15 protein-coding genes are annotated in these 22,665 nt (G+C 64.2%); 8 read left to right on the top strand and 7 right to left on the bottom strand.

What is annotated here, in order from left to right; translation table 11 throughout:
• Positions 1-188: 188 nt before the first annotated feature.
• Positions 189-695 carry a hypothetical protein gene (locus AB4Y34_RS11280; protein WP_368716067.1) on the top strand — a complete coding sequence of 169 codons (507 nt, stop codon included), beginning with the start codon at positions 189-191 and terminating at the stop codon, positions 693-695.
• A gap of 90 nt (positions 696-785) precedes the next feature.
• Here AB4Y34_RS11280 and AB4Y34_RS11275 read toward each other — a convergent pair whose 3' ends face one another.
• Together AB4Y34_RS11275 and AB4Y34_RS11270 are read right to left on the bottom strand one after the other, a co-directional pair.
• A complete protein-coding gene (locus AB4Y34_RS11275) occupies positions 786-2,201 on the bottom strand; it encodes a lactate utilization protein B (RefSeq protein WP_368716066.1) in 1,416 nt (471 codons plus the stop codon).
• A 121-nt stretch (positions 2,202-2,322) separates the two neighbouring features.
• Positions 2,323-3,045, bottom strand: coding sequence for a (Fe-S)-binding protein (locus AB4Y34_RS11270; RefSeq protein ID WP_176108189.1), 723 nt, complete (start codon positions 3,043-3,045; stop codon positions 2,323-2,325).
• A 179-nt stretch (positions 3,046-3,224) separates the two neighbouring features.
• Between AB4Y34_RS11270 and AB4Y34_RS11265 the strand changes: the two genes are divergently transcribed.
• Entirely contained in the window at positions 3,225-4,058 is an 834-nt protein-coding gene (locus AB4Y34_RS11265; RefSeq protein WP_018435412.1) for an IclR family transcriptional regulator, read from the top strand.
• A 154-nt stretch (positions 4,059-4,212) separates the two neighbouring features.
• Here AB4Y34_RS11265 and pbpG read toward each other — a convergent pair whose 3' ends face one another.
• The gene (gene pbpG, locus AB4Y34_RS11260; RefSeq protein ID WP_368716065.1) at positions 4,213-5,427 is read right to left on the bottom strand and encodes a D-alanyl-D-alanine endopeptidase; all 1,215 of its coding nucleotides are present in this window, start codon (positions 5,425-5,427) and stop codon (positions 4,213-4,215) included.
• 778 nt (positions 5,428-6,205) lie between these two features.
• On the opposite strand from pbpG, the gene AB4Y34_RS11255 reads away from it, so the two are divergent.
• Positions 6,206-6,781 carry a phasin family protein gene (locus AB4Y34_RS11255; protein ID WP_013089827.1) on the top strand — a complete coding sequence of 192 codons (576 nt, stop codon included), beginning with the start codon at positions 6,206-6,208 and terminating at the stop codon, positions 6,779-6,781.
• 325 nt (positions 6,782-7,106) lie between these two features.
• On the opposite strand, the gene lpdA is transcribed toward AB4Y34_RS11255, so the two are convergent.
• The 3 genes from lpdA to aceE all read right to left on the bottom strand — a co-directional run bounded on the left by lpdA (position 7,107) and on the right by aceE (position 13,116).
• Entirely contained in the window at positions 7,107-8,879 is a 1,773-nt protein-coding gene (gene lpdA, locus AB4Y34_RS11250) for a dihydrolipoyl dehydrogenase (RefSeq protein ID WP_368716064.1), read from the bottom strand.
• Between the two features lie 131 nt (positions 8,880-9,010).
• Positions 9,011-10,390, bottom strand: coding sequence for a dihydrolipoyllysine-residue acetyltransferase (aceF, locus tag AB4Y34_RS11245; RefSeq protein WP_368716063.1), 1,380 nt, complete (start codon positions 10,388-10,390; stop codon positions 9,011-9,013).
• 20 nt (positions 10,391-10,410) lie between these two features.
• Positions 10,411-13,116 carry a pyruvate dehydrogenase (acetyl-transferring), homodimeric type gene (gene aceE, locus AB4Y34_RS11240; RefSeq protein ID WP_368716062.1) on the bottom strand — a complete coding sequence of 902 codons (2,706 nt, stop codon included), beginning with the start codon at positions 13,114-13,116 and terminating at the stop codon, positions 10,411-10,413.
• 275 nt (positions 13,117-13,391) lie between these two features.
• On the opposite strand from aceE, the gene fixL reads away from it, so the two are divergent.
• From fixL to AB4Y34_RS11220, 4 genes are all read left to right on the top strand, one after another.
• A complete protein-coding gene (fixL, locus tag AB4Y34_RS11235) occupies positions 13,392-15,908 on the top strand; it encodes a PAS domain-containing sensor histidine kinase (protein WP_217710116.1) in 2,517 nt (838 codons plus the stop codon).
• Positions 15,905-16,549, top strand: coding sequence for an oxygen response regulator transcription factor FixJ (gene fixJ / locus AB4Y34_RS11230; protein WP_008922736.1), 645 nt, complete (start codon positions 15,905-15,907; stop codon positions 16,547-16,549). The genes fixL and fixJ overlap by 4 nt, the downstream gene beginning before the upstream one ends.
• A gap of 439 nt (positions 16,550-16,988) precedes the next feature.
• Positions 16,989-17,852, top strand: coding sequence for a bifunctional methylenetetrahydrofolate dehydrogenase/methenyltetrahydrofolate cyclohydrolase FolD (gene folD / locus AB4Y34_RS11225; RefSeq protein WP_176108183.1), 864 nt, complete (start codon positions 16,989-16,991; stop codon positions 17,850-17,852).
• Positions 17,853-18,177: 325 nt separating this feature from the next.
• On the top strand, positions 18,178-20,283 hold the full coding sequence (locus AB4Y34_RS11220; RefSeq protein WP_368716061.1) for a M3 family metallopeptidase: 2,106 nt from the start codon (positions 18,178-18,180) through the stop codon (positions 20,281-20,283).
• A gap of 74 nt (positions 20,284-20,357) precedes the next feature.
• Here the strand turns inward: AB4Y34_RS11220 and AB4Y34_RS11215 are convergent, their stop codons facing one another.
• A complete protein-coding gene (locus AB4Y34_RS11215) occupies positions 20,358-21,659 on the bottom strand; it encodes an amidohydrolase family protein (RefSeq protein WP_368716060.1) in 1,302 nt (433 codons plus the stop codon).
• 163 nt (positions 21,660-21,822) lie between these two features.
• Between AB4Y34_RS11215 and AB4Y34_RS11210 the strand changes: the two genes are divergently transcribed.
• Positions 21,823-22,524 carry an aspartate/glutamate racemase family protein gene (locus tag AB4Y34_RS11210; RefSeq protein WP_176382020.1) on the top strand — a complete coding sequence of 234 codons (702 nt, stop codon included), beginning with the start codon at positions 21,823-21,825 and terminating at the stop codon, positions 22,522-22,524.
• Positions 22,525-22,665: the final 141 nt, after the last annotated feature.

The following is a 22,665-nucleotide window of genomic DNA, read 5'->3' as shown; positions in this document are numbered from 1 at the left end:
GCACACGGGATACATCGTTGCTCGAAATGGAACAGTCAATTGACAGGTTTTCCCATGAGCGATTGCGCAATCGCTGGCACGAAAAAGAAGACCTTACAAACTTATACAAAGCCGCCGCGACGGAAAGCGATAATGATGGTCTTATTCTTACATCGACATTTCTTTGCACTTGCAACTGGTCCCACAAAATGAAACGCATTGCACCTCTCGCTGGCCTCGTGGCCGCCGCGCTGCTCGGCGGCTGCGCGGTCTATCCCGACGGCACGCCGATGTATGGCAACGGCTACGGCGCCTATAGCGGCTATGACGATTACGCGCCGGGCGTAGCGGTCGTGCCGCAATCCAATGTGTACCTCGGCTACAGCGATTACGGTCCGGGACGCCACTACGGCCCGCCGCCGGGCCGTGGCTTCCGCGGTCATCCGGGCGACAACGACCACGACAATCACGGCAACGATCGTGGCAACAATGGTGGCGGTCCTGGACAGCCGCACGGCGGGCCACCGCCGCAGGGCGCAGCGGGCGGTCCGCACGGCCCGAGCGGGGCGAATGGCGGCCCGCGCCCCGGCGCAGGGGGCCCGCCGCCGGCGCAGCCGCAGCCGCAGCCGCAGCCGCAAGCAGGCAACGGCGGACGGGGCAACGACTGGGTGAGAAATGCGCCTGCCCGTAGCCCGGGGCAACCGACGGAACATTGAGGACCGTCCGACGTCGAGCTAGTCCCGCCCGCGCCCAGGATGACAGCTGTGTGAGCGCGCAGCCGTCAAACCACTCCCACTGCCGCCGGCTCAGCCAATATGGCTGCGCTGCGCGGCATACAACTCCCGGAACGTACGACCCACCGGCGCCGGCATGTCGCGCGTAGCGGTCCAGCCCGCGCCGCCGAGCGGCAGCTTTGCAATCGACCGATTGCGCCCACCCATGCGCTCCAGCACGCGCACGGCGAGTTTCGTAAAGAGCGCATAGGCATCGGGATGCAGCGCGAGCCAACCCCACGCCGCCAACCCGGCGCGCTCCTTCCACGGCCGCAGGTGTCGCTCCATCTGCTTTTCGCGCAGCTTGCGCAACAGATCGGACAATGGGATACCGACCGGGCACACGCTGTTGCATTCGCCGCACAACGTTGCTGCTTGCGGCAAATCGAGCGCCTTGTCGATGCCGACATAGCTCGGCGTCAGCACCGAGCCCATCGGCCCCGGATACACCCAGCCGTACGCATGTCCGCCGACCTTCTGATACACCGGGCAATGATTCATGCACGCGCCGCAGCGGATGCAGCGAAGCATCTCCTGAAAGTCGCCGCCGATCAGCCCAGTTCGGCCACCGTCGACGAGCACCACGTACATATGCTCTGGCCCGTCCTGATCGCCCGCGCCACGCGGCCCGGTCAGCACCGAAAAATAGTTCGAGGTGGCCTGCCCGGTTGCCGAACGCGGCAGCAGGCGCATCGCTGTCGCGAGATCCTCGAGCGTCGGCAACACCTTCTCGATGCCGGTGACAGCGACGTGCACGCGGGGCATCACCGTGCACATGCCCTCGTTGCCCTCGTTGGTCACGACCACCACCGAGCCCGTTTCCGCGATGATGAAATTGCCGCCCGTCACGCCCATGTCCGCGCTCAGAAAATGCGGCCGCAGCATCTCGCGCGCCTCGCGCGTCATGTCGGGAATCTCGGTGAGCCGCGGCCGGCCGTGGGTCTTCGCGAACAGATCGGCGATCTCGTCTTTATCCTTGTGAACGACCGGCGCGATGATGTGGCTCGGCGGCTCGTTGTCGTTGATCTGCAGGATGTATTCGCCGAGATCGGTTTCGATCGACTGCACGCCCATCTGCCCGAGCACTTCGTTCAGGCGCATTTCCTCGGTGACCATCGACTTGGTCTTGATCACCTTCTTTACGTCGTGCTTGCGCGCGATGTCGCCGACGAGCCGCGCAGCCTCCTGCGTGGTCTCCGCGAATAGCATCGTCACGCCGCGCCGGGTCGCCTCGCGCTCGAAGGTTTCGAGCCACACGTCGAGATTCTCGAGCGCGCGATTGCGACGCTCCTTGAGCGCCGCGCGGGTCGTGGGAAAGTCGATCGCGGTGATCGCGCTGGCGCGCGCCGACACGAACTTCGTAGACAGTTTGGTCAGGTTCTGCTGCAGGCGCTGGTCGGCGAGATTCTGACCGGCGCGAGCCTTGAACTGCATCGATTGGACTTGCATGGCGGCCCTGAGGAGATCGGATTGAAAACGCGCGGCGCGTCCGCGCGCGACGCAATGCGTGAAAGACGCGAGAGACGCGAGAGACGCGACGCGAACAATCGCCGTGTTCGCCGCGCGGGGCTTACACGTCGCCGGCCAGCACCTGCGCGATATGCAGCACGCGCGTCGTGGAGTCGCCCTGGCGGCGCAGCCGCCCTTCGATATTCAACATGCAGCCGAGGTCGCCGAGCACGACCGTACCGGCACCGCTCGCGGCGATGTTGGCGCACTTTTCGTCGACGATCGCGGTCGAGATATCGCCGTACTTGACCGCGAACGTGCCGCCGAAGCCGCAGCAATGCTCGCAGCCGTTCATTTCGGTGACCGCGACGCCGACCTGCGCGAGCAGTTCGCGCGGCTGCGCCTTCACGCCCAGTTCCCGCAGGCCCGAACATGAGTCGTGATAAGTCACCTGTCCTGCGAACTCGCCCGGTTGCAACTGCACCTTCGCGACGTTGACGAGGAAGTCCGTCAGTTCGAACACCTTGCCGCGCAGGCGGCCGAAACGGTTCATCAGTTCGGGATCATCGCGGAACAGGTCGCCGTAGTGCGCGCGGATCATGCCGCCGCACGAGCCCGACGGCACCACCACGTAGTCGAACTGTTCGAACTCGCGCAGCGTTTTCTCAGCGAGTTCGCGCGCGAGCCGGCGGTCTCCGGAGTTGTACGCGGGTTGCCCGCAACAGGTTTGCGCAGGCGGCACCATGACCTCGAAACCGGCGCCTTCGATCAGCTTGATGACCGAAAAACCGATCTCGGGACGCATCAGGTCGATCAGGCACGTGACGAACAATCCGACTCGCATGAACCCTCCTTTCGGGGAAACGTCCCTGATTATCCGCTGTTTGCTGGTGCAATACCAACGGCCGGAAGGCATAGGAAGCAGCACCGTCGGATTGGAAGCGCCCCTCGAAGCGCGTTCGCTTTTTTCACAATACGAGATACAATCAGTTTTCGCTGTTTGACGCATCCACCGATTCTCATATGAGCGATACGAACCCGGATCCCAAAACCTCGATCCAGGTGATCGAACGCATGATGCGCCTGCTCGACGCACTGGCGGCACATAGCGACCCGGTCAGCCTGAAAGAATTGGCCCTCCGCACGGAGCTGCACCCATCCACCGCGCACCGGATCCTGAACGATATGGTGATGTGCCGGCTGGTCGACCGTTCGGACCCCGGCACCTACCGTCTCGGCATGCGCCTGCTCGAACTCGGCAATCTCGTCAAGGCGCGCCTGTCCGTGCGCGACGCGGCGCTCACGCCGATGCGCGAGCTGCACCGTCAGACCGGACAGACCGTGAACCTGTCGGTGCGTCAGGGCGACGAAATCGTCTATATCGAACGCGCGTATTCGGAGCGCTCGGGCATGCAGGTGGTGCGGGCGATCGGCGGGCGCGCACCGCTCCATCTGACTTCGGTCGGCAAGCTGTTCCTCGCCGCCGACGAAGCCACCCGCGTGCGTGCCTACGCAACCCGCACCGGCCTGTCGGGCCACACGCAAAACAGCATCACCGATCTCGCGAAACTCGAGCGCGAGCTGTCGCATGTGCGCCAGCAGGCCTGCGCGCGCGACAACGAGGAACTGGAGTTGGGCGTGCGCTGCATCGCCGCCGGCATCTACGACGATACGGGCAAGCTGGTCGCGGGGCTGTCGCTGTCGGCGCCGGCCGATCGCTTGCAGGATTCGTGGCTGGGGCAGTTGAGTCAGACCGCGTTGATGATTTCGGAGTCGCTAGGCTACCGGCCGCAGGCGCAGCAGGATCATTCGCACGGCTCGCACGGCTCGCACAGTTCGCACGGCCAGCATTCGTAGGCCACACGCACAGGGGCCGCCTGACCGCCGTTGCACCGTTGCGCTCGCCGTCTTCGACGCCAACGAAAAAAGCCTCGCATCCGCGAGGCTTTTTCTTGGCACGACAACTGCAGCCGGCCTGAATACGATCGGGTGACTAATCGTTCCGGCTGCTTCAGGTACCGGGACCGCCGGCATCGGCGCTCGTGATACGTGTCTGGTCGCCGCCGTTGTCGAGCCATGTACGCAGACGCGTCGCGTCAGCGAAACGCGAGTACTTGCCCGACGAATCGAGCAGCACCAGGATCATCGGCCGGCCGTGGATGGTCGCCTGCATCACGAGACACTCACCCGCTTCGTTGATGAAGCCGGTCTTCTGCAGACCGATGTCCCACGTCGGGTTGCGCACCAGCGCGTTCGTGCTGTTATACGCGAGCGTGCGCTTGCCGGTGTACACCTCGTAGCTGTGATCGGTCGAGAACTTGCGGATCAGCGGGTACTGATACGCCGCGTTGACCATCTTCACCAGATCGCGCGCGCTCGACACGTTCATGCTCGTCAAACCGGTCGGGTTCTCGAAGTGCGTGTCGTTCATGCCGAGTTGCCTGGCCTTCGCGTTCATGGCCGCAAGGAACGCCGGACGGCCGCCCGGGTAGTAGCGCGACAACGCCGCCGCCGCGCGATTTTCCGACGCCATCAGCGCGATGTGCAGCATGTCTTCGCGCGACAGCACCGAGCCCACCGCCAAACGCGAACCGGTGTTCTTCTCGTAGTCGCGGTCTTCGTCGGTGACTTCGATCTGGTCGGTCATCGGCTCTTTTGAATCGAGCACCACCATCGCGGTCATCAGCTTGCTGATCGATGCGATCGGTACCACAGCACGCGAGTTCTTGTCGAACAGCGTCTCGCCGCTGTTCTGGTCAATTACGTAGGCGACGCTCGAGCGCAGCATCAGCGCGTCCGGCGTCTCGTGCAAACCAAACGCCTGGCCGACGCTCGGCTGGCGCGGCTCGTACGCGACGCGTCGCATCACAGAATGGTGCCGGCCGTTCGCCGCGAATGTCACGCGCTTGCGTTTGACGCCGGCGCGCGGCGCATCTTCGTCTGCGGCAGCGGCTTTCACGACCTCGCCCTTGCCGGCTTTCGCTGCCTCAGCTTTGCCGGCTTTCGCCGCACGGCTCGACACTTTTTCGGTGGCGGCCGCTTGCGACGGCTTTTTGGCGGTTTTTGCGTGTGTGGAAGTTTTTGCGGATGCAGCAGACGTAGCTGCAAAAGTGCTGACAGGCGTAGCGAACGCCGCTGCGACGGCCAGCGAGACGGCCACCGACAGAGCGGTGCTGCGCGCCGCGCCGTGGAGCGCCTTTAGCGACGAAAACATGTCGGTTTTCATGGGTGTTCGATAGGGAGCGGCGAGAGGTTTCCGCAAGTGTAGTAAAGCAACGAAAAATTAGCAATTTGAAGCACTTATACGCGGTCCTTAAACCGGCTTGTCAGCTCCGATCGCGAAAACACGAATAAGTGCCGCGCCTCGATCGAAAAAAACGATCGTCGCCAGCAAGCCTCGCCATTGCTGCCGCCCAGCCCAACCGAGCAGATCCTTGCAGGATAACGGCAATTTTGAGACAACCTTGATCCGGGGAAATACTGTCAGAGCGCCGGCGGAAACTACTGCGCCGCGCCATGAGGGCATTGCGAGCGTGCGACAGACTTTTAAGTGTCTGACGAAAGTCGCCAACGCGCGTTCGACTGCCTTCGTTCTTTAACGTTCCTTGTCATCGGGTGGTTTACATCGAATTGATGATGATTGGTTTTTCAGGGGCGAATCGCTGCGATCCAACCGTCTCAGCCCCTATAAAGGCTTTGACGGCGAAAAATATTTCCCGACCGCCCGTTGCGGGGGTCGTTTATCTCGCACCAGCTAGGTACAGCGACTCAATCGTTCCGCGCCATATTAATGACATGCCTACTGCATAACCTGTTGTTTTGTCGGCGTTTTCTTAATATTGTGCAACGCACAAAAAACGCTTGACATTCCTTGTGGCCATCCTAAAATGGGAACCATTGCTGCGATGCACAATACATCGCGGTCCAGGCGGACGATCAATCGGCGTCTTGCCACCCACCCAATGCGGTCCGCACAGACCGGCCGCGATCCAGGAGCGTAAACCATGACTCTGCTGACCCCTGAGCAATTCGCCGCAGCCCAGAAAGCCAACTTCGAAACCCTGTTCGGCCTGACGACCAAAGCATTTGAAGGCGTCGAAAAGCTGGTTGAGCTGAACCTGCAAGTTGTGAAGTCGACGCTCGCCGAAAGCCAGGAAAATGCCCAACGCGCGCTGTCCGTGAAGGACGCGCAGGAACTGCTGGCACTGCAAGCAAGCCTCGCGCAGCCGGTGGCCGAAAAGGCGCTGTCGTATGGCCGCCACGTGTACGAAATCGTTTCGGCAACGCAAGGTGAATTCACCCGCGTCGCGGAAGCGCAATTCGAAGAGCAAAACCGCAAGGTTCAGGCGCTCGTCGAAAACGTCGCCAAGAATGCGCCGGCTGGTTCGGAAACCGCTGTCGCCGTGATGAAGTCGGCTATCACCGCCGCCAACACCACGTACGAAACGGTCCACAAGGCAACCCGTCAGGCTGTCGAAATCGCCGAAAGCAACTTCAATGCAGCTGCAACGGCCGCTTCGAAGGCGGCTTCGCAAGCCGCTGCGCAAGCATCGCGCGCTGCCGCCAAGAAGGCGGTCTAAGCTTTACGCATCAACACGCCAGGCGTTAAACACCTGGCGTCGTCGTCTTTCACGCCGGCCCAGCCTACGCGCTGCGCCGGCGTTATCGCAAGCAACAGCGTCGTGCCGTTGCCGCTTATACGGTTTGATGGGCCGAACGCTCCGATACGTTGCAATTGACGTATCGTTTGCCCGGCCGCCAAGCCGGGATTTTTTTGCCCGCCTACCGGCCGCCAAGAAAACAGAAACGGCGCGCTCCGACATGGAGCGCGCCGTTTTTCTTTGCGCCACAGCCTGACCCACTTCGCCGGGAATGCATGTCGCCATGCATTCCCAGCGCACCGCTTTACTTCTTCTTGACGGGCGGCAGATCGGTACAGACGCCTTCATACAACTCGGCCGCCATGCCGATCGATTCGCCGAGCGTCGGATGCGGATGGATCGTCTTGCCGATATCCGTTGCGTCCGCGCCCATCTCGATCGCGAGACAGACCTCGCTGATCAGGTCGCCCGCGTTCAGACCGACGATACCGCCGCCGATCACGCGATGCGTCTCCTCATCGAACAGCAGCTTCGTGAAGCCTTCGTCGCGGCCGTTGGCGATCGCGCGGCCCGACGCGGCCCACGGGAATACCGCCTTTCCGAACTTGATGCCTTCGGCTTTCAGCTGGTCTTCCGTCTTGCCGGCCCATGCCACTTCCGGATCGGTGTATGCCACCGACGGAATCTGCAGCGCGTCGAAGTACGCCTTCTCGCCATGCGCGGCTTCCGCCGCCACGTGGCCTTCGTGCACGGCCTTGTGCGCGAGCATCGGCTGACCGACGATATCGCCGATCGCGAAGATGTGCGGCACGTTCGTGCGCTGCTGATTGTCGACTTCGATGAAGCCGCGATCCGTCACCGCGACCCCGGCCTTTTCCGCGCCGATCCGCTTGCCGTTCGGCGAGCGGCCCACGGCCACCAGCACGAGGTCATAGCGTTGCGGCTCGGCCGGCGCCTTCTCGCCCTCGAACGACACGTAAATACCGTCGTCCTTCGCTTCGGCCGCGACGGTCTTGGTCTTCAGCATCACGTTCGCGAACCGCTGGCTGTTGTACTTCTCCCAGACCTTGACCAGATCGCGGTCCGCGCCGGTCATCAGGCCTTCGAGCATTTCGACGACGTCGATCTGTGCGCCGAGCGTCGAGTACACGGTCGCCATTTCGAGGCCGATGATGCCGCCGCCAATCACCAGCATGCGCTGCGGAATCTGGCGCAGTTCGAGCGCGCCGGTCGAATCGACGACCCGCGGATCTTCCGGAATGAACGGCAGCTTCACCGCTTCCGAGCCTGCGGCGATGATTGCCTGCTTGAACCTGACGACCTTCTTGCCGCCCTCGGTCTGCACTTCCATGTGGTTCGGATCGACGAACGCGCCGGTGCCCGTCACCACTTCGACTTTGCGCATCTTGGCCATGCCCGCGAGACCGCCGGTCAGCTTCTTGACCACGCCCGATTTGAAATCGCGCAGCTTGTCGAGGTCGATCTGCGGCTTGCCGAACGTGATGCCGTGCGACGCGAGATCAGCCGCTTCGTCGATGACGAGCGCGGTGTGCAGCAGCGCCTTCGACGGGATACAGCCGACGTTCAGACACACGCCGCCGAGCGTCGGATAACGCTCGACCAGCACGGTCTTCATGCCGAGGTCGGCGGAGCGGAACGCGGCCGAATAGCCGCCGGGGCCCGAACCGAGCACGAGCATGTCGCACTCGATGTCCGCACTGCCCGAATAGCTGCCGGCCTGCGGCGCAGGTGCGGCGGCCTTCGGCGCGGCAGGCGCCGGCGCGGGCGCCGCCTTTTCAGGTTCCTTCGCTGCCGGCGCGGCCGCGGCCGCGCCGCCCGCCGCTGCCTCGACGAGCGCGATCACCGTGCCCTGCGAAACCTTGTCGCCCGGCTTGATGCGCACTTCCTTGACGGTGCCGGCGGTATCGCTCGGCACTTCCATCGACGCCTTGTCGGATTCGAGCGTCAGCAGCGACTGCTCCTGCTCGATGACGTCGCCCGGCTTAATGTTGACTTCGATAACGTCGACATCCTTGAAGTCACCGATGTCCGGCACTTTTACTTCGACGAGACTCATGGTGTCCCCTTCTCTTATTGATCGATGATGAGCGGCGCGTTCGGCGCGCATGGGGCACGCGAACGCGCGGACGGCGCGACGCGGAACGGTCGGAACTATCCGCGCCCGCGCCGGCGGACCTCATCAGCCGGTCAAAGAATCACACGCCGGAAATCGGCAAGAATCGAACCGAGGTATGCGTTGAAGCGCGCGGCTTCCGCTCCGTCGATCACGCGATGGTCGTACGACAGCGACAGCGGCATGGTCAGGCGCGGCTCGAACTGCTTGCCGTCCCACACCGGCTTCATCGCGCTTCGCGACAGGCCGAGAATCGCGACTTCAGGCGCATTGATGATCGGCGTGAAGTGCGTGCCGCCGATACCGCCCAGCGACGAGATCGAGAAGCAGCCACCCTGCATCTGGTCCGGCTTCAGCTTGCCTTCGCGCGCGGCCTTCGACAGGTCGGCCATTTCCTTCGCGATGTCGACGAGACCCTTCTTGTCCGCGTCGCGAATGACCGGAACGACGAGGCCGTTCGGCGTGTCCGCGGCAAAACCGATGTGGTAGTACTGCTTGAACACCAGGTTGTCGCCGTCGAGGCTCGCGTTGAAGGTCGGGAATTTCTTCAGGGCCGCCACGCAGGCCTTGATCACGAACGCGAGCATCGTGAACTTGACGCCCGCCTTTTCGTGTTCCTTGTTCAGCTTTACGCGCAGCGCTTCGAGCTCGGTGATGTCCGCTTCGTCGTTGTTCGTGACGTGCGGGATCATGACCCAGTTGCGATGCAGGTTCGCGCCCGAGATCTTCTTGATGCGCGACAGCGGCTTCGGATCGATCGGACCGAACTTCGTGAAATCGACCTTCGGCCACGGCAGCAGATTCAGTTCGCCACCGCCGGCGGCCGGCGCGGCGGCTCCTGCCGGCGCCGCGCGCTGCCCGGTCATCACGCCCTTCACGAACGCGGTCACGTCGGCCTGCGTAATGCGGCCCTTCGGACCCGTGCCCTTCACCTGGCTCACGTCGACGCCGAGTTCGCGCGCGAACTTGCGCACCGACGGCGAAGCGTGGCTCGGATGACGCGTGCCGCCTTCGCCCGCCGGGATCAGCGGCGCCTGCGCGAGCGCGGACGGCGCGGCCGGCGCCGGGGTCGGCGTGGCGGGTGCGTCGGACGGCTTTTCGACCGGCGCCTTCGCGGCCGGTGCGGGCGCGGGTGCTGGAGCAGCGCCGCCTTCCGCTTCGATCACGACGATGACCGAGCCTTCCGACACGGTATCGCCGACCTTGACCTTCACTTCCTTGACGACGCCGGCCACCGAGCTCGGCACGTCCATCGTCGCCTTGTCGGATTCGAGCGTGACGAGCGACTGTTCCTTCTCGACGGTGTCACCCGCCTTAACCAGCACCTCGATCACAGGGACGTCATTGTAATCGCCGATGTCCGGCACCTTGACTTCGATCGCTTGACTCATTGTTAGTGTCTCCTGGGCCGCGCACGCCGCCTGCCCCTCGCGACGAGGAGCAGGCGCGTGCATCGTGGCACACGGGTGATGCCTTAGACGGTCATCGGGTTGGGTTTGGCGGGATCAAGGTTGTACTTCTTGAGCGCCTCGGCGACCACCTTGCGTTCGATCGTGCCTTCGTCCGCCAGCGCGTTGAGCGCGGCGACCGTGACCCAGTAGCGATCGACTTCGAAGAAGTGACGCAGCTTCTCGCGCGTGTCCGAACGGCCGTAGCCGTCGGTGCCCAGCACGACGAACTTCTGCGGCACGAACGCGCGGATCTGCTCGGTCAGCGCACGCACGTAGTCGGTCGATGCGATGACCGGACCCGGCGCATCCTTCAGCAGCTTCTCGACGTGCGACAGCTTCTTCTCTTCGGTCGGGTGCAGCAGGTTCCAGCGCTGCACTTCGTGACCTTCGCGCGCGAGCTCGGTGAAGCTCGGCACGCTCCACAGGTCGGCGTTCACGCCCCAGTCGTTCTTCAGCAGGTCGGCCGCGGCGATCACTTCGTTGAAGATCGTGCCCGCGCCCATCAGTTGCACATGCGGCGCCTTCTTATCGGCAGCGGTCTTTCTGAACGAGTACATGCCCTTGATGATGTCCTCGGCTACGCTTTCCAGCCCCGGGCCCTGCGGGATCGCCGGGTGCTCGTAGTTCTCGTTCATCACCGTGATGTAGTAATACACATCTTCCTGCTCGGCGACCATGCGGCGCAGACCGTCCTGTACGATGACCGCGAGTTCGTAGCCGAACGTCGGGTCGTAGCTGATGCAGTTCGGCACCGAAGCCGCCCACAGCAGCGAGTGGCCGTCTTCGTGTTGCAGACCTTCGCCGTTCAGCGTCGTGCGGCCGGCAGTACCGCCCAGCAGGAAGCCGCGCGAGCGCATGTCGCCTGCGGCCCATGCGAGGTCGCCGATGCGCTGGAAGCCGAACATCGAGTAGAAGATGTAGAACGGGATCATGATCTCGCCGTGCGTCGAGTACGACGTCGCGGCCGCGATCCAGTCGGCCATGCCGCCGGCTTCGTTGATGCCTTCCTGCAGGATCTGACCGGTTTCCGACTCGCGGTAGAACATCAGCTGGTCGGAATCTTCCGGCACATACTTCTGGCCGTCCTGATTCCAGATGCCGATCTGACGGAACAGACCCTCCATACCGAACGTACGCGATTCATCCGGCACGATCGGCACGACGCGCTTGCCGAGCGCCTTGTCTTTCAGCAGGATGTTCAGGATCCGCACGAACGCCATCGTCGTGGAGATCTCACGGCCTTCGCCCGTGCCCTTCAACAGCGGCTCGAATGCCGACAGTTCCGGCACCGGCAGCGACTGGGCCTTCTGACGACGCGCCGGCAGATAGCCGCCGAGGTCCATGCGCCGCTGGCGCATGTATTCGAGTTCCTTCGAACCTTCGTCGAAGGTCAGGTACGGCACGTCGACGATCTGCTCGTCCGTAATCGGCAGACGGAACTGGTCGCGGAATTTCTTCAGCTGCTCCACCTGCATCTTCTTTTGCTGGTGGGTGATGTTCATCGCCTGGCCGGCCTCGCCCATGCCGTAGCCCTTGATCGTCTTCGCGAGGATGACGGTCGGCTGGCCCTTCGAATTGGTCGCTTCCGTGAACGCCGCGTAGATCTTGTGCGGATCATGGCCGCCGCGGTTCAGATTCCAGATGTCGTCGTCGGACCAGTCGGCGACCAGCGCCTTCAGTTCCGGCGTGTTGAAGAAGTGCTCGCGCACGAACGCGCCCGACTCAGACTTGTACGTCTGGTACTCGCCGTCGACCACTTCCATCATGCGGCGCATCAGCGCGCCCGACTTGTCGCGCGCGAAGAGGGCATCCCAGCGGCTGCCCCAGATGACCTTGATCACGTTCCAGCCGGCGCCGCGGAATTCGCTTTCGAGTTCCTGGATGATCTTGCCGTTGCCGCGCACCGGACCGTCGAGACGCTGCAGGTTGCAGTTGATCACGAACACGAGGTTGTCCAGCCGCTCGCGGCCGGCCATGCCGATCGCGCCGAGCGATTCCGGCTCGTCCGTTTCGCCGTCGCCGAGGAAGGCCCAGACCTTGCGGCCGTCGGTCTTCGCGATGCCGCGCGCCTGCAGGTACTTCATGAAGCGCGCCTGGTAGATCGCCATGATCGGGCCGAGGCCCATCGACACGGTCGGGAATTGCCAGAAGTCCGGCATCAGCCACGGATGCGGATACGACGAGATGCCCTCGCCGCCGACTTCCTGGCGGAAGTTATCGAGCTGCTTGTCGGTCAGGCGGCCGAGCAGGAACGCGCGCGAGTAGACGCCCGGCGACGAGTGGCCCTGCACGAACACGAGGTCACCACCGTGCTCGGCCGACGGTGCGTGCCAGAAGTGGTTGTAGCCGACGTCGTACAGCGTGGCGGCCGACGCGAACGATGCGATGTGGCCGCCGACGTTGGTTTCCTTGCCGGCGCGCAGCACCATCGCCATTGCGTTCCAGCGGGTGTACGAGCGGATGCGGTGCTCGATGTCCTGGTCGCCGGGGTTCTTGGCCTGGCGCGCGACCGGGATCGTGTTGATGTAAGGCGTATTGGCGGAGAACGGCAGATGTTCGCCGTGCACGCGTGCAAACTCGATCTGCTTTTCGATCAGGTAGTGGGCACGGTCAGGGCCTACAGCAGAAATCACGCCATCCAGCGCTTCCAGCCATTCGCCGGTTTCCTGGGGATCGTCGTCTTTCTCGGCGGCGACATATTTCATGACTTCGTCGGGTACAGCGGACATGCTCGTCTCCTGGGTATGGGGAACGCACTTTGAACAGACCACGCGGACGCAGGATAGGCCGCGGCAGCACCGGCTGATTGTAATAAGGGTCCCGACGTCAACGCAATCAAATTTTCAAATTACGAGATCAATTCTCACAATGCGGAAAATTGCTGCAGCGCAACCTGGTTTGACTGCCGTTAGACTGATCCGTCGGTTAGTTTGCGCCGATTAACTGCACTTTCCGCGCTTTTTTGCGCCATTTGTCGGGGACGTGCTGAGCTACAATGCCACGCATGTTGACCGAACGGCTTTTCTCTCGCTCGGCGCGCACCGCGGGTTCGCCGGCGGATTCGTCGCCGTCCCCGCGCTGGCACCACGGACCCTGGTGGTCCAATTCCTATTTGCTGACGCCGCTGCTGTCGATCCTGGTATTCCTGGTCGTCATGAGCCTGATTCTCTGGAGTCTGAACCGGCGCGAACAGCAGCAGCAGGAAGACACGCTGTACCGCAACGTCGCGTGGGCCCAGCAGCAGATCCGGCTGTCAATGACAGGCGCGCAGGAACAGATCCAGGCGCTCGCGCGCGACCTCGCCGCCGGCCATGCCGACGAGCATTCGTTCCAGGTGAACACCACGGACATCATGCAGGGGCACCCCGAGATCCTCTACATGAACTGGTACACCGCTCAGCAGCAGCCGCGCTGGCCCAATGCCGCGCCGCCGGTGCTCGGCCAGCGGCTCGCGCGCCCGAACGACGCGCAAATGGACGAAGCGGTCAAAGCCGGCTTCGCCGAGGCGCGCAACACGCGCCGCCAGGTGTACTCGCCGCTCATCTACGACGACCTCGGCAACGGCTTCATCACGCTGCAAACGCCGATCTTCCGCGACCGCGATTTCCTCGGCACGATCGCCGCGGTGTTCTCGGTGGAAGGCATTCTGAAGCGCGACATCCCGCCCGAGCTGTCGGCCAAATACAAGATCTCGATCATCGACGTGAACAACCGCGAGTTGACCACCACGTCGACCCGCCCGCGCCTGCCGCGCGACATGTTCTACGACCTGCCGCTCGACCCGCCGGGCCAGGGCATCTCGGTGCGCGTGTACGCGTTCCCGCAGATCACCAACTTCACGAACAACACGCTGGTGTGGCTGGTGGCCGGCCTGTCCTGCTTCGTGCTGTGGAGCCTGTGGAGTTTGTGGAAGCACACCCGGCAGCGCTTCGAGGCGCAGCAGGCGCTGTACGCGGAAGCGTTTTTCCGCCGCGCGATGGAAAACTCGGTGCTGATCGGCATGCGCGTGCTCGACATGCACGGCCGCATCACGCACGTGAACCCGGCGTTCTGCCGCATGACCGGCTGGGACGAAAGCGACCTCGTCGGCAAGAGCGCGCCGTTCGCCTACTGGCCGCGCGACGCGTACCCCGAGATGCAGCGCCAGCTCGACATGACGCTGCGCGGCAAGGCGCCCTCGTCCGGCTTCGAGCTGCGCGTGCGGCGCAAAGACGGCTCGACGTTCCACGCACGGCTCTACGTGTCGCCGCTGATCGACAGCTCGGGCCGCCAGACCGGCTGGATGTCGTCGATGACCGACATCACCGAGCCGAAGCGCGCGCGCGAAGAACTCGCCGCTGCCCACGAACGCTTCACGACCGTGCTCGAAAGCCTCGATGCCGCGGTGTCCGTGCTCGCCGCCGACGAAGCCGAGCTGCTGTTCGCAAACCGCTACTACCGGCATCTGTTCGGCATCCGCCCGGACGGCCACCTCGAACTCGCGGGCGGCGGCTTCGACAGCTCGCAGGCGTCGTCCGATTCGATCGACATGGTCGACACCTTCGTCGGCCTGCCCGCCGCGGCGCTGACCGAAAGCACCGCCGACGCGCAGGAAATCTACATCCCCGGCATCCAGAAGTGGTTCGAGGTGCGGCGCCAGTACATCCAGTGGGTGGACGGCCATCTCGCGCAGATGCAGATCGCGACCGACATCACGACTCGCAAGCGCGCGCAGGAGCTGGCGCGCCAGCAGGACGAGAAGCTGCAGTTCACGAGCCGCCTGATGACGATGGGCGAAATGGCCTCGTCGCTCGCGCACGAGCTGAACCAGCCGCTCGCCGCGATCAATAACTATTGCTCCGGGACCGTCGCGCTGGTTAAATCCGGTCGGACGACGCCCGACAATCTGCTGCCGGTGCTCGAAAAGACCGCACAGCAGGCGGTGCGCGCCGGCATGATCATCAAGCGCATCCGCGAGTTCGTGAAGCGCAGCGAGCCGAAGCGTCAGGCCACGCGGGTCGCGGATATCGTCGCCGACGCGGTGGGTCTCGCCGAAATCGAGGCAAGGAAGCGGCGGATTCGCATCGTCACCGATCTGCGCTCGCGGCTGCCGGTGATCTACGTCGATCCGGTGCTGATCGAGCAGGTGCTGGTGAACCTGCTGAAGAACGGCGTCGAGGCGATGGCCGAAGCGCGCCCGAATGCGGTCGACCCAGTGATCCGGGTGGTCGTGCGACTGGAGAGCGGCTTCGTTTGCATCAGCGTCGTCGATCAGGGGCCGGGCGTCGACGAAACGACCGCCGAGCGTCTGTTCGAACCGTTTTACAGCACCAAGTCCGATGGTATGGGCATGGGGCTGAACATTTGCCGTTCGATTATCGAATCGCATCGCGGGCGTCTGTGGGTGGTCAATAATGTCGAATCCGACGGCCACATTACGGGCGCCACGTTCCATTGCAGTCTGCCTATTGGGGAGCCTGACGGCCCGAGCAACGGCGGGTCCGAGGCGCCGACACCACAAACCGTTACGGGAGAGCTATGAACAGCCCAGTCACCACCCAGGAAACCGTCTTTGTCGTCGACGACGACGAGGCCGTGCGAGATTCGCTGCGCTGGCTGCTGGAGGCGAACGGCTACCGCGTTCAATGCTTCCTGAGCGCCGAACAGTTCCTCGACGCATGGCAGCCGCATCAGCATCCGGGCCAGATCGCGTGCCTGATCCTCGACGTGCGGATGTCCGGCATGAGCGGGCTCGAGTTGCAGGAACGCCTGATCGCCGACAACGCTTCGCTGCCGATCATCTTCGTGACGGGTCACGGCGACGTGCCGATGGCCGTGTCGACGATGAAAAAAGGCGCGATGGACTTCATCGAAAAGCCGTTCGACGAAGCCGAACTGCGCAAGCTCGTCGAGCGCATGCTCGACAAGGCGCGCAGCGAAAGCACCAGCGTCCAGCAGCAGCGTGCCGCGGCCGAGCGCCTCGGCAAGCTGACCGCGCGTGAACATCAGGTGCTCGAGCGGATCATCGCGGGCCGCCTGAACAAGCAGATCGCCGACGACCTCGGCATCAGCATCAAGACGGTCGAAGCGCATCGCGCGAACATCATGGAAAAGCTGAACGTCAACACGGTCGCCGATCTGCTGCGACTCGCGCTGTCGAACAAGCCGCAAACGGCGCAGTAACATCGGTATGGACGGCCCTTCGCCCGGAGGGCCGTTTCTGCGTGACCGCCATGAGTGGCAGTTGCGTCGCCCGTTCGTGACGGCGTGAGCGTCGCTGGGTCCGGCGTGCGCGTGGCGTGCGAGCGGCCTGCCGCCGCCCGCGTGGCGCTTTCTTGCCGTCACACGTCCCGCCCCCTCCCCTCCCGTACGCTTCCACGCGCGACACGGGCCCCGAATCCGCTGCGGAAGCGCGCCTTCCGCGCCGGTATAATGTCGGACTTTGCAGCGGCGCCTTGCCCGAACCGGTAACGCGCCTGTCGCAGGGCGACCCGACTTCGTCAAGCAGCCGATGCACGCCGTCGCGCGCCCCCTCCGCGCGAGCGCTTCGCCTGCGCCAGCCAAAACCGCCCTGCCCCGAATCGATTCCCGATCCCAACCTCGACTCAACGTTCGACCGACCATGACTGCCAAACTGATCGACGGCCTCGCCCTCTCCAAGACCCTGCGCGCCGACGTCGCGGCGCGCGCCGCAGCCCTGACCGCCCGCGGCCATCAGCCGGGCCTCGCCGTGATTCTGGTCGGCGACAATCCGGCCAGCGAAGTGTATGTGCGCAACAAGGTGAAAGCCTGCCACGACAACGGCCTCGGCTCGTCGTTCGACCGCTATCCGGCCGACCTGCCCGAAGCCGACCTGCTCGCGCGCATCGACGAGCTGAACCGCGACCCGGCCATCCACGGCATCCTCGTGCAGCTGCCGCTGCCGAAGCACATCGACAGCCACAAGGTGATCGAGGCGATCGCGCCCGAGAAGGACGTCGACGGTTTCCACGTCGCCAACGCGGGCGCGCTCCTGACCGGCCAGCCGCTGTTCCGTCCGTGCACGCCGTACGGCGTGATGAAAATGTTCCAGGCCTACGGCATCGAGCTGAAGGGCGCCAACGCGGTGGTGATCGGCCGCTCGAACATCGTCGGCAAACCGATGGCGCTGCTGCTGCTCGAAGCGGGCGCGACCGTCACGATCTGCCACAGCAAGACGCGCGATCTGTCCGCGCACACGCGCAACGCCGATGTCGTGGTCGCCGCGACCGGTCTGCGCAACATCCTGACCGCGGACATGGTGAAGCCGGGCGCGACCGTGATCGACGTCGGCATGAATCGCGACGACGCCGGCAAGCTGTGCGGCGACGTCGACTTCGCGGGTGTCAAGGAAGTGGCTGGCCATATCACGCCGGTGCCGGGCGGCGTCGGCCCGATGACGATCACGATGCTGCTCGTCAACACGATCGAAGCGGCCGAGCGCGAGGCGGACGCGGCCAAGGCGTAAGCGCCGGGCGATAAGTGCGAGGCGGAGTGAGGCGACTCATCCGTCTCGTCCACGGGCTCATCACCCACCCTCCCTCTCTCGCAGCCCGCCCTCATCACCGCGCCGCCAGATCCCGCGGCCGACACCCCGCCCCAACGCGCGCCAGCGCACCGCAACATCTGTTAATTTGTCAGCCGATGGATTGGAATCGGCGCCTCCCGCCCCAATACTGTCCGTTGCCGGTGCCGCCGCGCGCCGTGCGCCGATCGTCGAGCGACACGCCACGAGACGGCTCGCGCGAGCGCCGCCGCACCGCCCCCTTCACCCGCGTCAGACAGGAAGCCCTATGTCCACTACCGCCACGCCTCAAGACAACCCGCTCCTCGATTTTTCCGATCTGCCGCGCTTTGGCTCCATCCGACCCGAGCATGTGACGCCCGCCCTCGACGTGCTGCTCGCCGACGCGGCAGCCGCCGTCGAGCGTGCCGCGCTGCCGGTCACGCCCGCGTCGTGGGCCGACGTCGTCGAACCGGTCGAGCGCGCCACCGAGCCGCTGTCGCGCGCGTGGAGCGTGATCGGCCATCTGAATGCCGTCGCCGATACGCCCGAGCTGCGCGCCGTGTACGGCGACAACCTGCCGCGCGTGACCGAGTTCTGGTCGAGCGTCGGCCAGAATCTCGCGCTCTATGAGAAGTACAAGGCATTGAACGCGAGCGACGAGTTTGCATCGCTGAACGGCGAACGCAAGAAGATCCTCAGCAACGCGCTGCGCGACTTCCGCCTGTCCGGCGCGGAGCTGCCGGAAGACCAGAAGCCGCGTTTCGCGGAATTGCAGGAGCGCCAGGCGGCGCTGTCGAAGGCGTTTTCGGATCACGTGCTCGATGCGACCAACGCGTATGCGTACATCGTCGATGCGGGCAACGAGGCGCAACTGGCAGGCCTTCCCGAAGACGTGATCGAAGCCGCGAAGGAAGCCGCCGAGCGCGACGGCAAGACCGGCTACAAGTTCACGCTGCACTTCCCGTCGTATTTCCCGGTCATGCAGTACTCGGAAAACCGTCCGATGCGCGAAGCGATGTATCGCGCGTACGTGACCCGCGCGTCCGAGCTCGGCGCGCAATACGGCAACGGCAAGACCGAGTGGGACAACACCCAGGTGCTCGCCGACGAACTGAAGCTGCGCGCCGAAGAAGCGCAGATGCTCGGCTACGGCAACTTCGCCGAAGTGTCGCTCGCGCCGAAGATGGCCGAATCGCCGGCTCAGGTGATGGCCTTCCTCGAAGACCTCGCGACGCGCGCGCGTCCGCATGCGGAGCAGGACTGGAAGGAGCTGCGCGAATTCGCCGCGAGTGATCTCGGCATGACCGATCTGCAGCCGTGGGACATGACGTTCGCCGCCGAGCGTCTGCGCCAGAAGCGCTATTCGTTCTCGGAAAACGAAGTGAAGCAGTACTTCCCGGAAGACGCGGTGTTCAAGGGTCTGTTCAAGGTCACCGAGACGCTGTTCGGCGTGCGCATCCGCCGCGACGAGGCAGCGGTCTGGCATCCGGACGTGCGCTTTTTCCGCGTCGAAAATCAGGACGGCGGCCTCGTCGCGCAGTTCTATCTCGACCTGTATGCACGCGAAGGCAAGCGCGGCGGCGCCTGGATGGACGACGCGCGCGGCCGTCATAAGCTCGCGCACGGCGCGGTGCAAACGCCGGTCGCGTACCTGACGTGCAATTTTTCAGCGCCGGTCGGCGGCAAGCCCGCCTGCTTCACGCACGACGAAGTGATCACGCTGTTCCACGAGTTCGGCCACGGCTTGCATCACATGCTGACGCGCGTCGATGAGCTCGGCGTGTCGGGAATCAACGGCGTCGAATGGGATGCGGTCGAACTGCCGTCGCAGTTCATGGAGAACTTCTGCTGGGAATGGGACGTGCTGTCCGACATGACCTCGCACGTCGATACCGGAAAGTCGCTGCCGCGTGATCTGTTCGACAAGATGCTAGCCGCGAAGAACTTCCAGAGCGGTCTCGGCACGCTGCGGCAGATCGTGTTCTCGATGTTCGACATGCAACTGCATACCGGCTTCGATGCGAACGGTGCGAAGAGCGCCAACGACCTCGCGCGCGAAATCAACGAACGCTTCCACGTCGTGCCGCAAGCGCCGTTCTCGCGCTGGCCGAATACGTTCAGCCATATTTTCGCGGGCGGTTACGCGGCCGGCTACTACAGCTACAAGTGGGCGGAAGTGCTGTCGGCCGATGCGTACGCGGCATTCGAAGAAGCCGCGCAAGCCGCGGGCAGCGTGCTCGATCAGTCGACCGGCATGCGCTATCGTCGTGAGATTCTCGAAGTGGGCGGCAGCCGTCCGGCGATGGAATCGTTCAAGGCGTTCCGCGGCCGCGAACCGAATATCGATGCGCTGCTGCGGCATAACGGCATGGCGCCGGGTGCCGCACACTGAGCGATGCCAATAGAAAAACCGGCGGTCTGCGCGAGCAGGCCGCCGGTTTTTTCATTCATCCGCGAAACACCGCGCTACGCGCGATGCAGCTTGAAATCGACCTGTTCAGGCCGCCCTTCGAGCGATAACGACGCGCGCGCGGCCGGCGCGCGGCTCACCACCCTGCCCCGGCTCACCACCGCGAGCCGTGCGGCGCGCAGGCGGATCGCCTCGATCTCGTCGCGCGCATCGAGCACGACGAGATTGGCCGCGCATCCGGGCGCGATGCCGTAGTCTTCCAGACCGAGAATGCGGGCGGCGTTCACGGTCACCGCGTCGAAACAGGCGTGCATGCCGTCGACGCCGGTCATCTGCGCAACATGCAGGCCCATCTGCGCGACTTCGAGCATGTCGGCCGAGCCGAGGCTGTACCACGGGTCCATCACGCAGTCGTGGCCGAATGCGACCGTGATGCCCGCTGCCAACATTTCCGGCACTCGCATCATGCCGCGCCGTTTCGGGTACGTGTCGCTGCGGCCTTGCAGCGTGATGTTGATGAGCGGGTTGGCGATCGCCGCGACGCCCGACTCGCGCATCAGCGGCAACAGCTTGCTCACGTAGTAGTTGTCCATCGAATGCATCGACGTAAGGTGCGAACCGGTGACGCGTCCGTGCAAGCCGAGCCGATGGGTTTCGGCCGCGAGCGTTTCGATGTGGCGCGACAGCGGATCGTCCGATTCGTCGCAATGCATGTCGACGCGCAGACCCTGCCCGGCCGCGTACTCGCACAGCATGCGCACCGACTGGGCGCCGTCGGCCATCGTGCGCTCGAAATGCGGAATGCCGCCGACCACGTCGACGCCCATGCCGATCGCGCGCTTCAGGTTGTCGAACGCGCCGGCGCTGCGCAGCAGACCGTCCTGCGGGAAAGCGACCAGTTGCAGATCGAGATACGGCGCGACGCGGCGCTTCACTTCGAGCAGTGCTTCGACCGCGAGCAGACGCGGATCGCACACGTCGACGTGACTGCGGATCGCGAGCAGGCCGCGCGCGACGGCCCAGTCGCAATACTGCATCGCCCGTTCGATCAACGCCTGCTGCGTGAGCTCTGGCTTCAACTCGCCCCATAGCGCGATGCCTTCGAGCAGCGTGCCCGACGCGTTCACGCGCGGCAAACCGTACGACAGCGTCGCATCCATATGGAAATGCGGATCGACGAAAGGCGGCGTGACGAGCGAACTGGCCGCGTCGATTTCGTCGCGCGCGCTCGCGGCCAGGTGCGGTTCGACCGCGACGATGCGACCCGCGGCGATGCCGATGTCGACTGGCGACGGGTGATGCGGGGACAGCTGTGCGGCACTGCGCGGCAGCGCCGCGCGGCGGATGATCAGATCCATGTTCGCTCCGGTTGATCGCGTTTGGACTCGCTACGATTCTATCGGCGCCAGAATAATGCGGGCGCCGATGCGTACCGGCGCACGCGCCGCAATCCGTATCGGCTGCGCGCGATGCGACGCGCCTATACTCGCCGTTTCGGCCATGCATTGACGGAGCGTCCAGATGAAAACGATCGGCGTGATCGGCGGAATGAGCTGGGAGTCGTCCAGCGAGTATTACCGGCTGCTGAATCGCCACGCGAAGGTGCGGCTCGGCGGTCATCACAACGCGCGCAGTCTGCTGCTGACCGTGGATTTCGCGTCGATCGAGGCGAATCAGCGCGCCGGCGACTGGCAAGCGCTCGGCGAACAGATGGCCGACGCCGCGCGCCAGCTCGAACGCGGTGGGGCCGATCTCGTGATTCTTGCGACGAACACGATGCATCGCGTGTACGAATCGATCGAGCGGGCGATCACGGTGCCGTTCCTGCACATCGCCGATCCGACCGGCGCCGCGTTGCGCGCGGCGGGCGTCGAGCGCGTGGGCCTGCTCGGCACGCGCTACACGATGGAGCAGACGTTCTATACGGGCCGGCTGCGCGAACGCTATGGACTCGACACGCTCGTGCCTGATGACGACGAACGCGCGGACGTGCACCGCATCATTTACGACGAGCTATGCCACGGTAACGTGGACGACGCGTCGCGCAAGGTCTATCAACGCGTGATCGAACATCTGGCCGCGCGTGGCGCGCAGGCGGTGATACTCGGGTGCACGGAGATCACGCTGCTGATCAAGCCGGAAGATTCGCTGCTGCCTGTGTTCGATACGACTGCGTTGCATGCGCAGGCCGCGGTGGAGTGGGCGATTGGAGCGGAGCGCTGATGGGTTAGAGGCTTCGATCGCGCGCGAATCCTGTTGCGTCTGTTCACGCGCGCGCGGCATACGCAGCGAGCGCCACAAGCGAAACGAAGCGCTGAAAGTCAAAAAGCCCGCATGGCTTGCGCGATGCGGGCTTTCAACAAT

The sequence above is a fragment of the Paraburkholderia sp. BR10954 genome (genome assembly GCF_040965775.1).
Classification (GTDB): Bacteria; Pseudomonadota; Gammaproteobacteria; order Burkholderiales; family Burkholderiaceae; genus Paraburkholderia; species Paraburkholderia youngii.
Note: the sequence above shows the minus strand (reverse complement) of the source record. Positions and strands in the feature narration are given on the sequence as shown.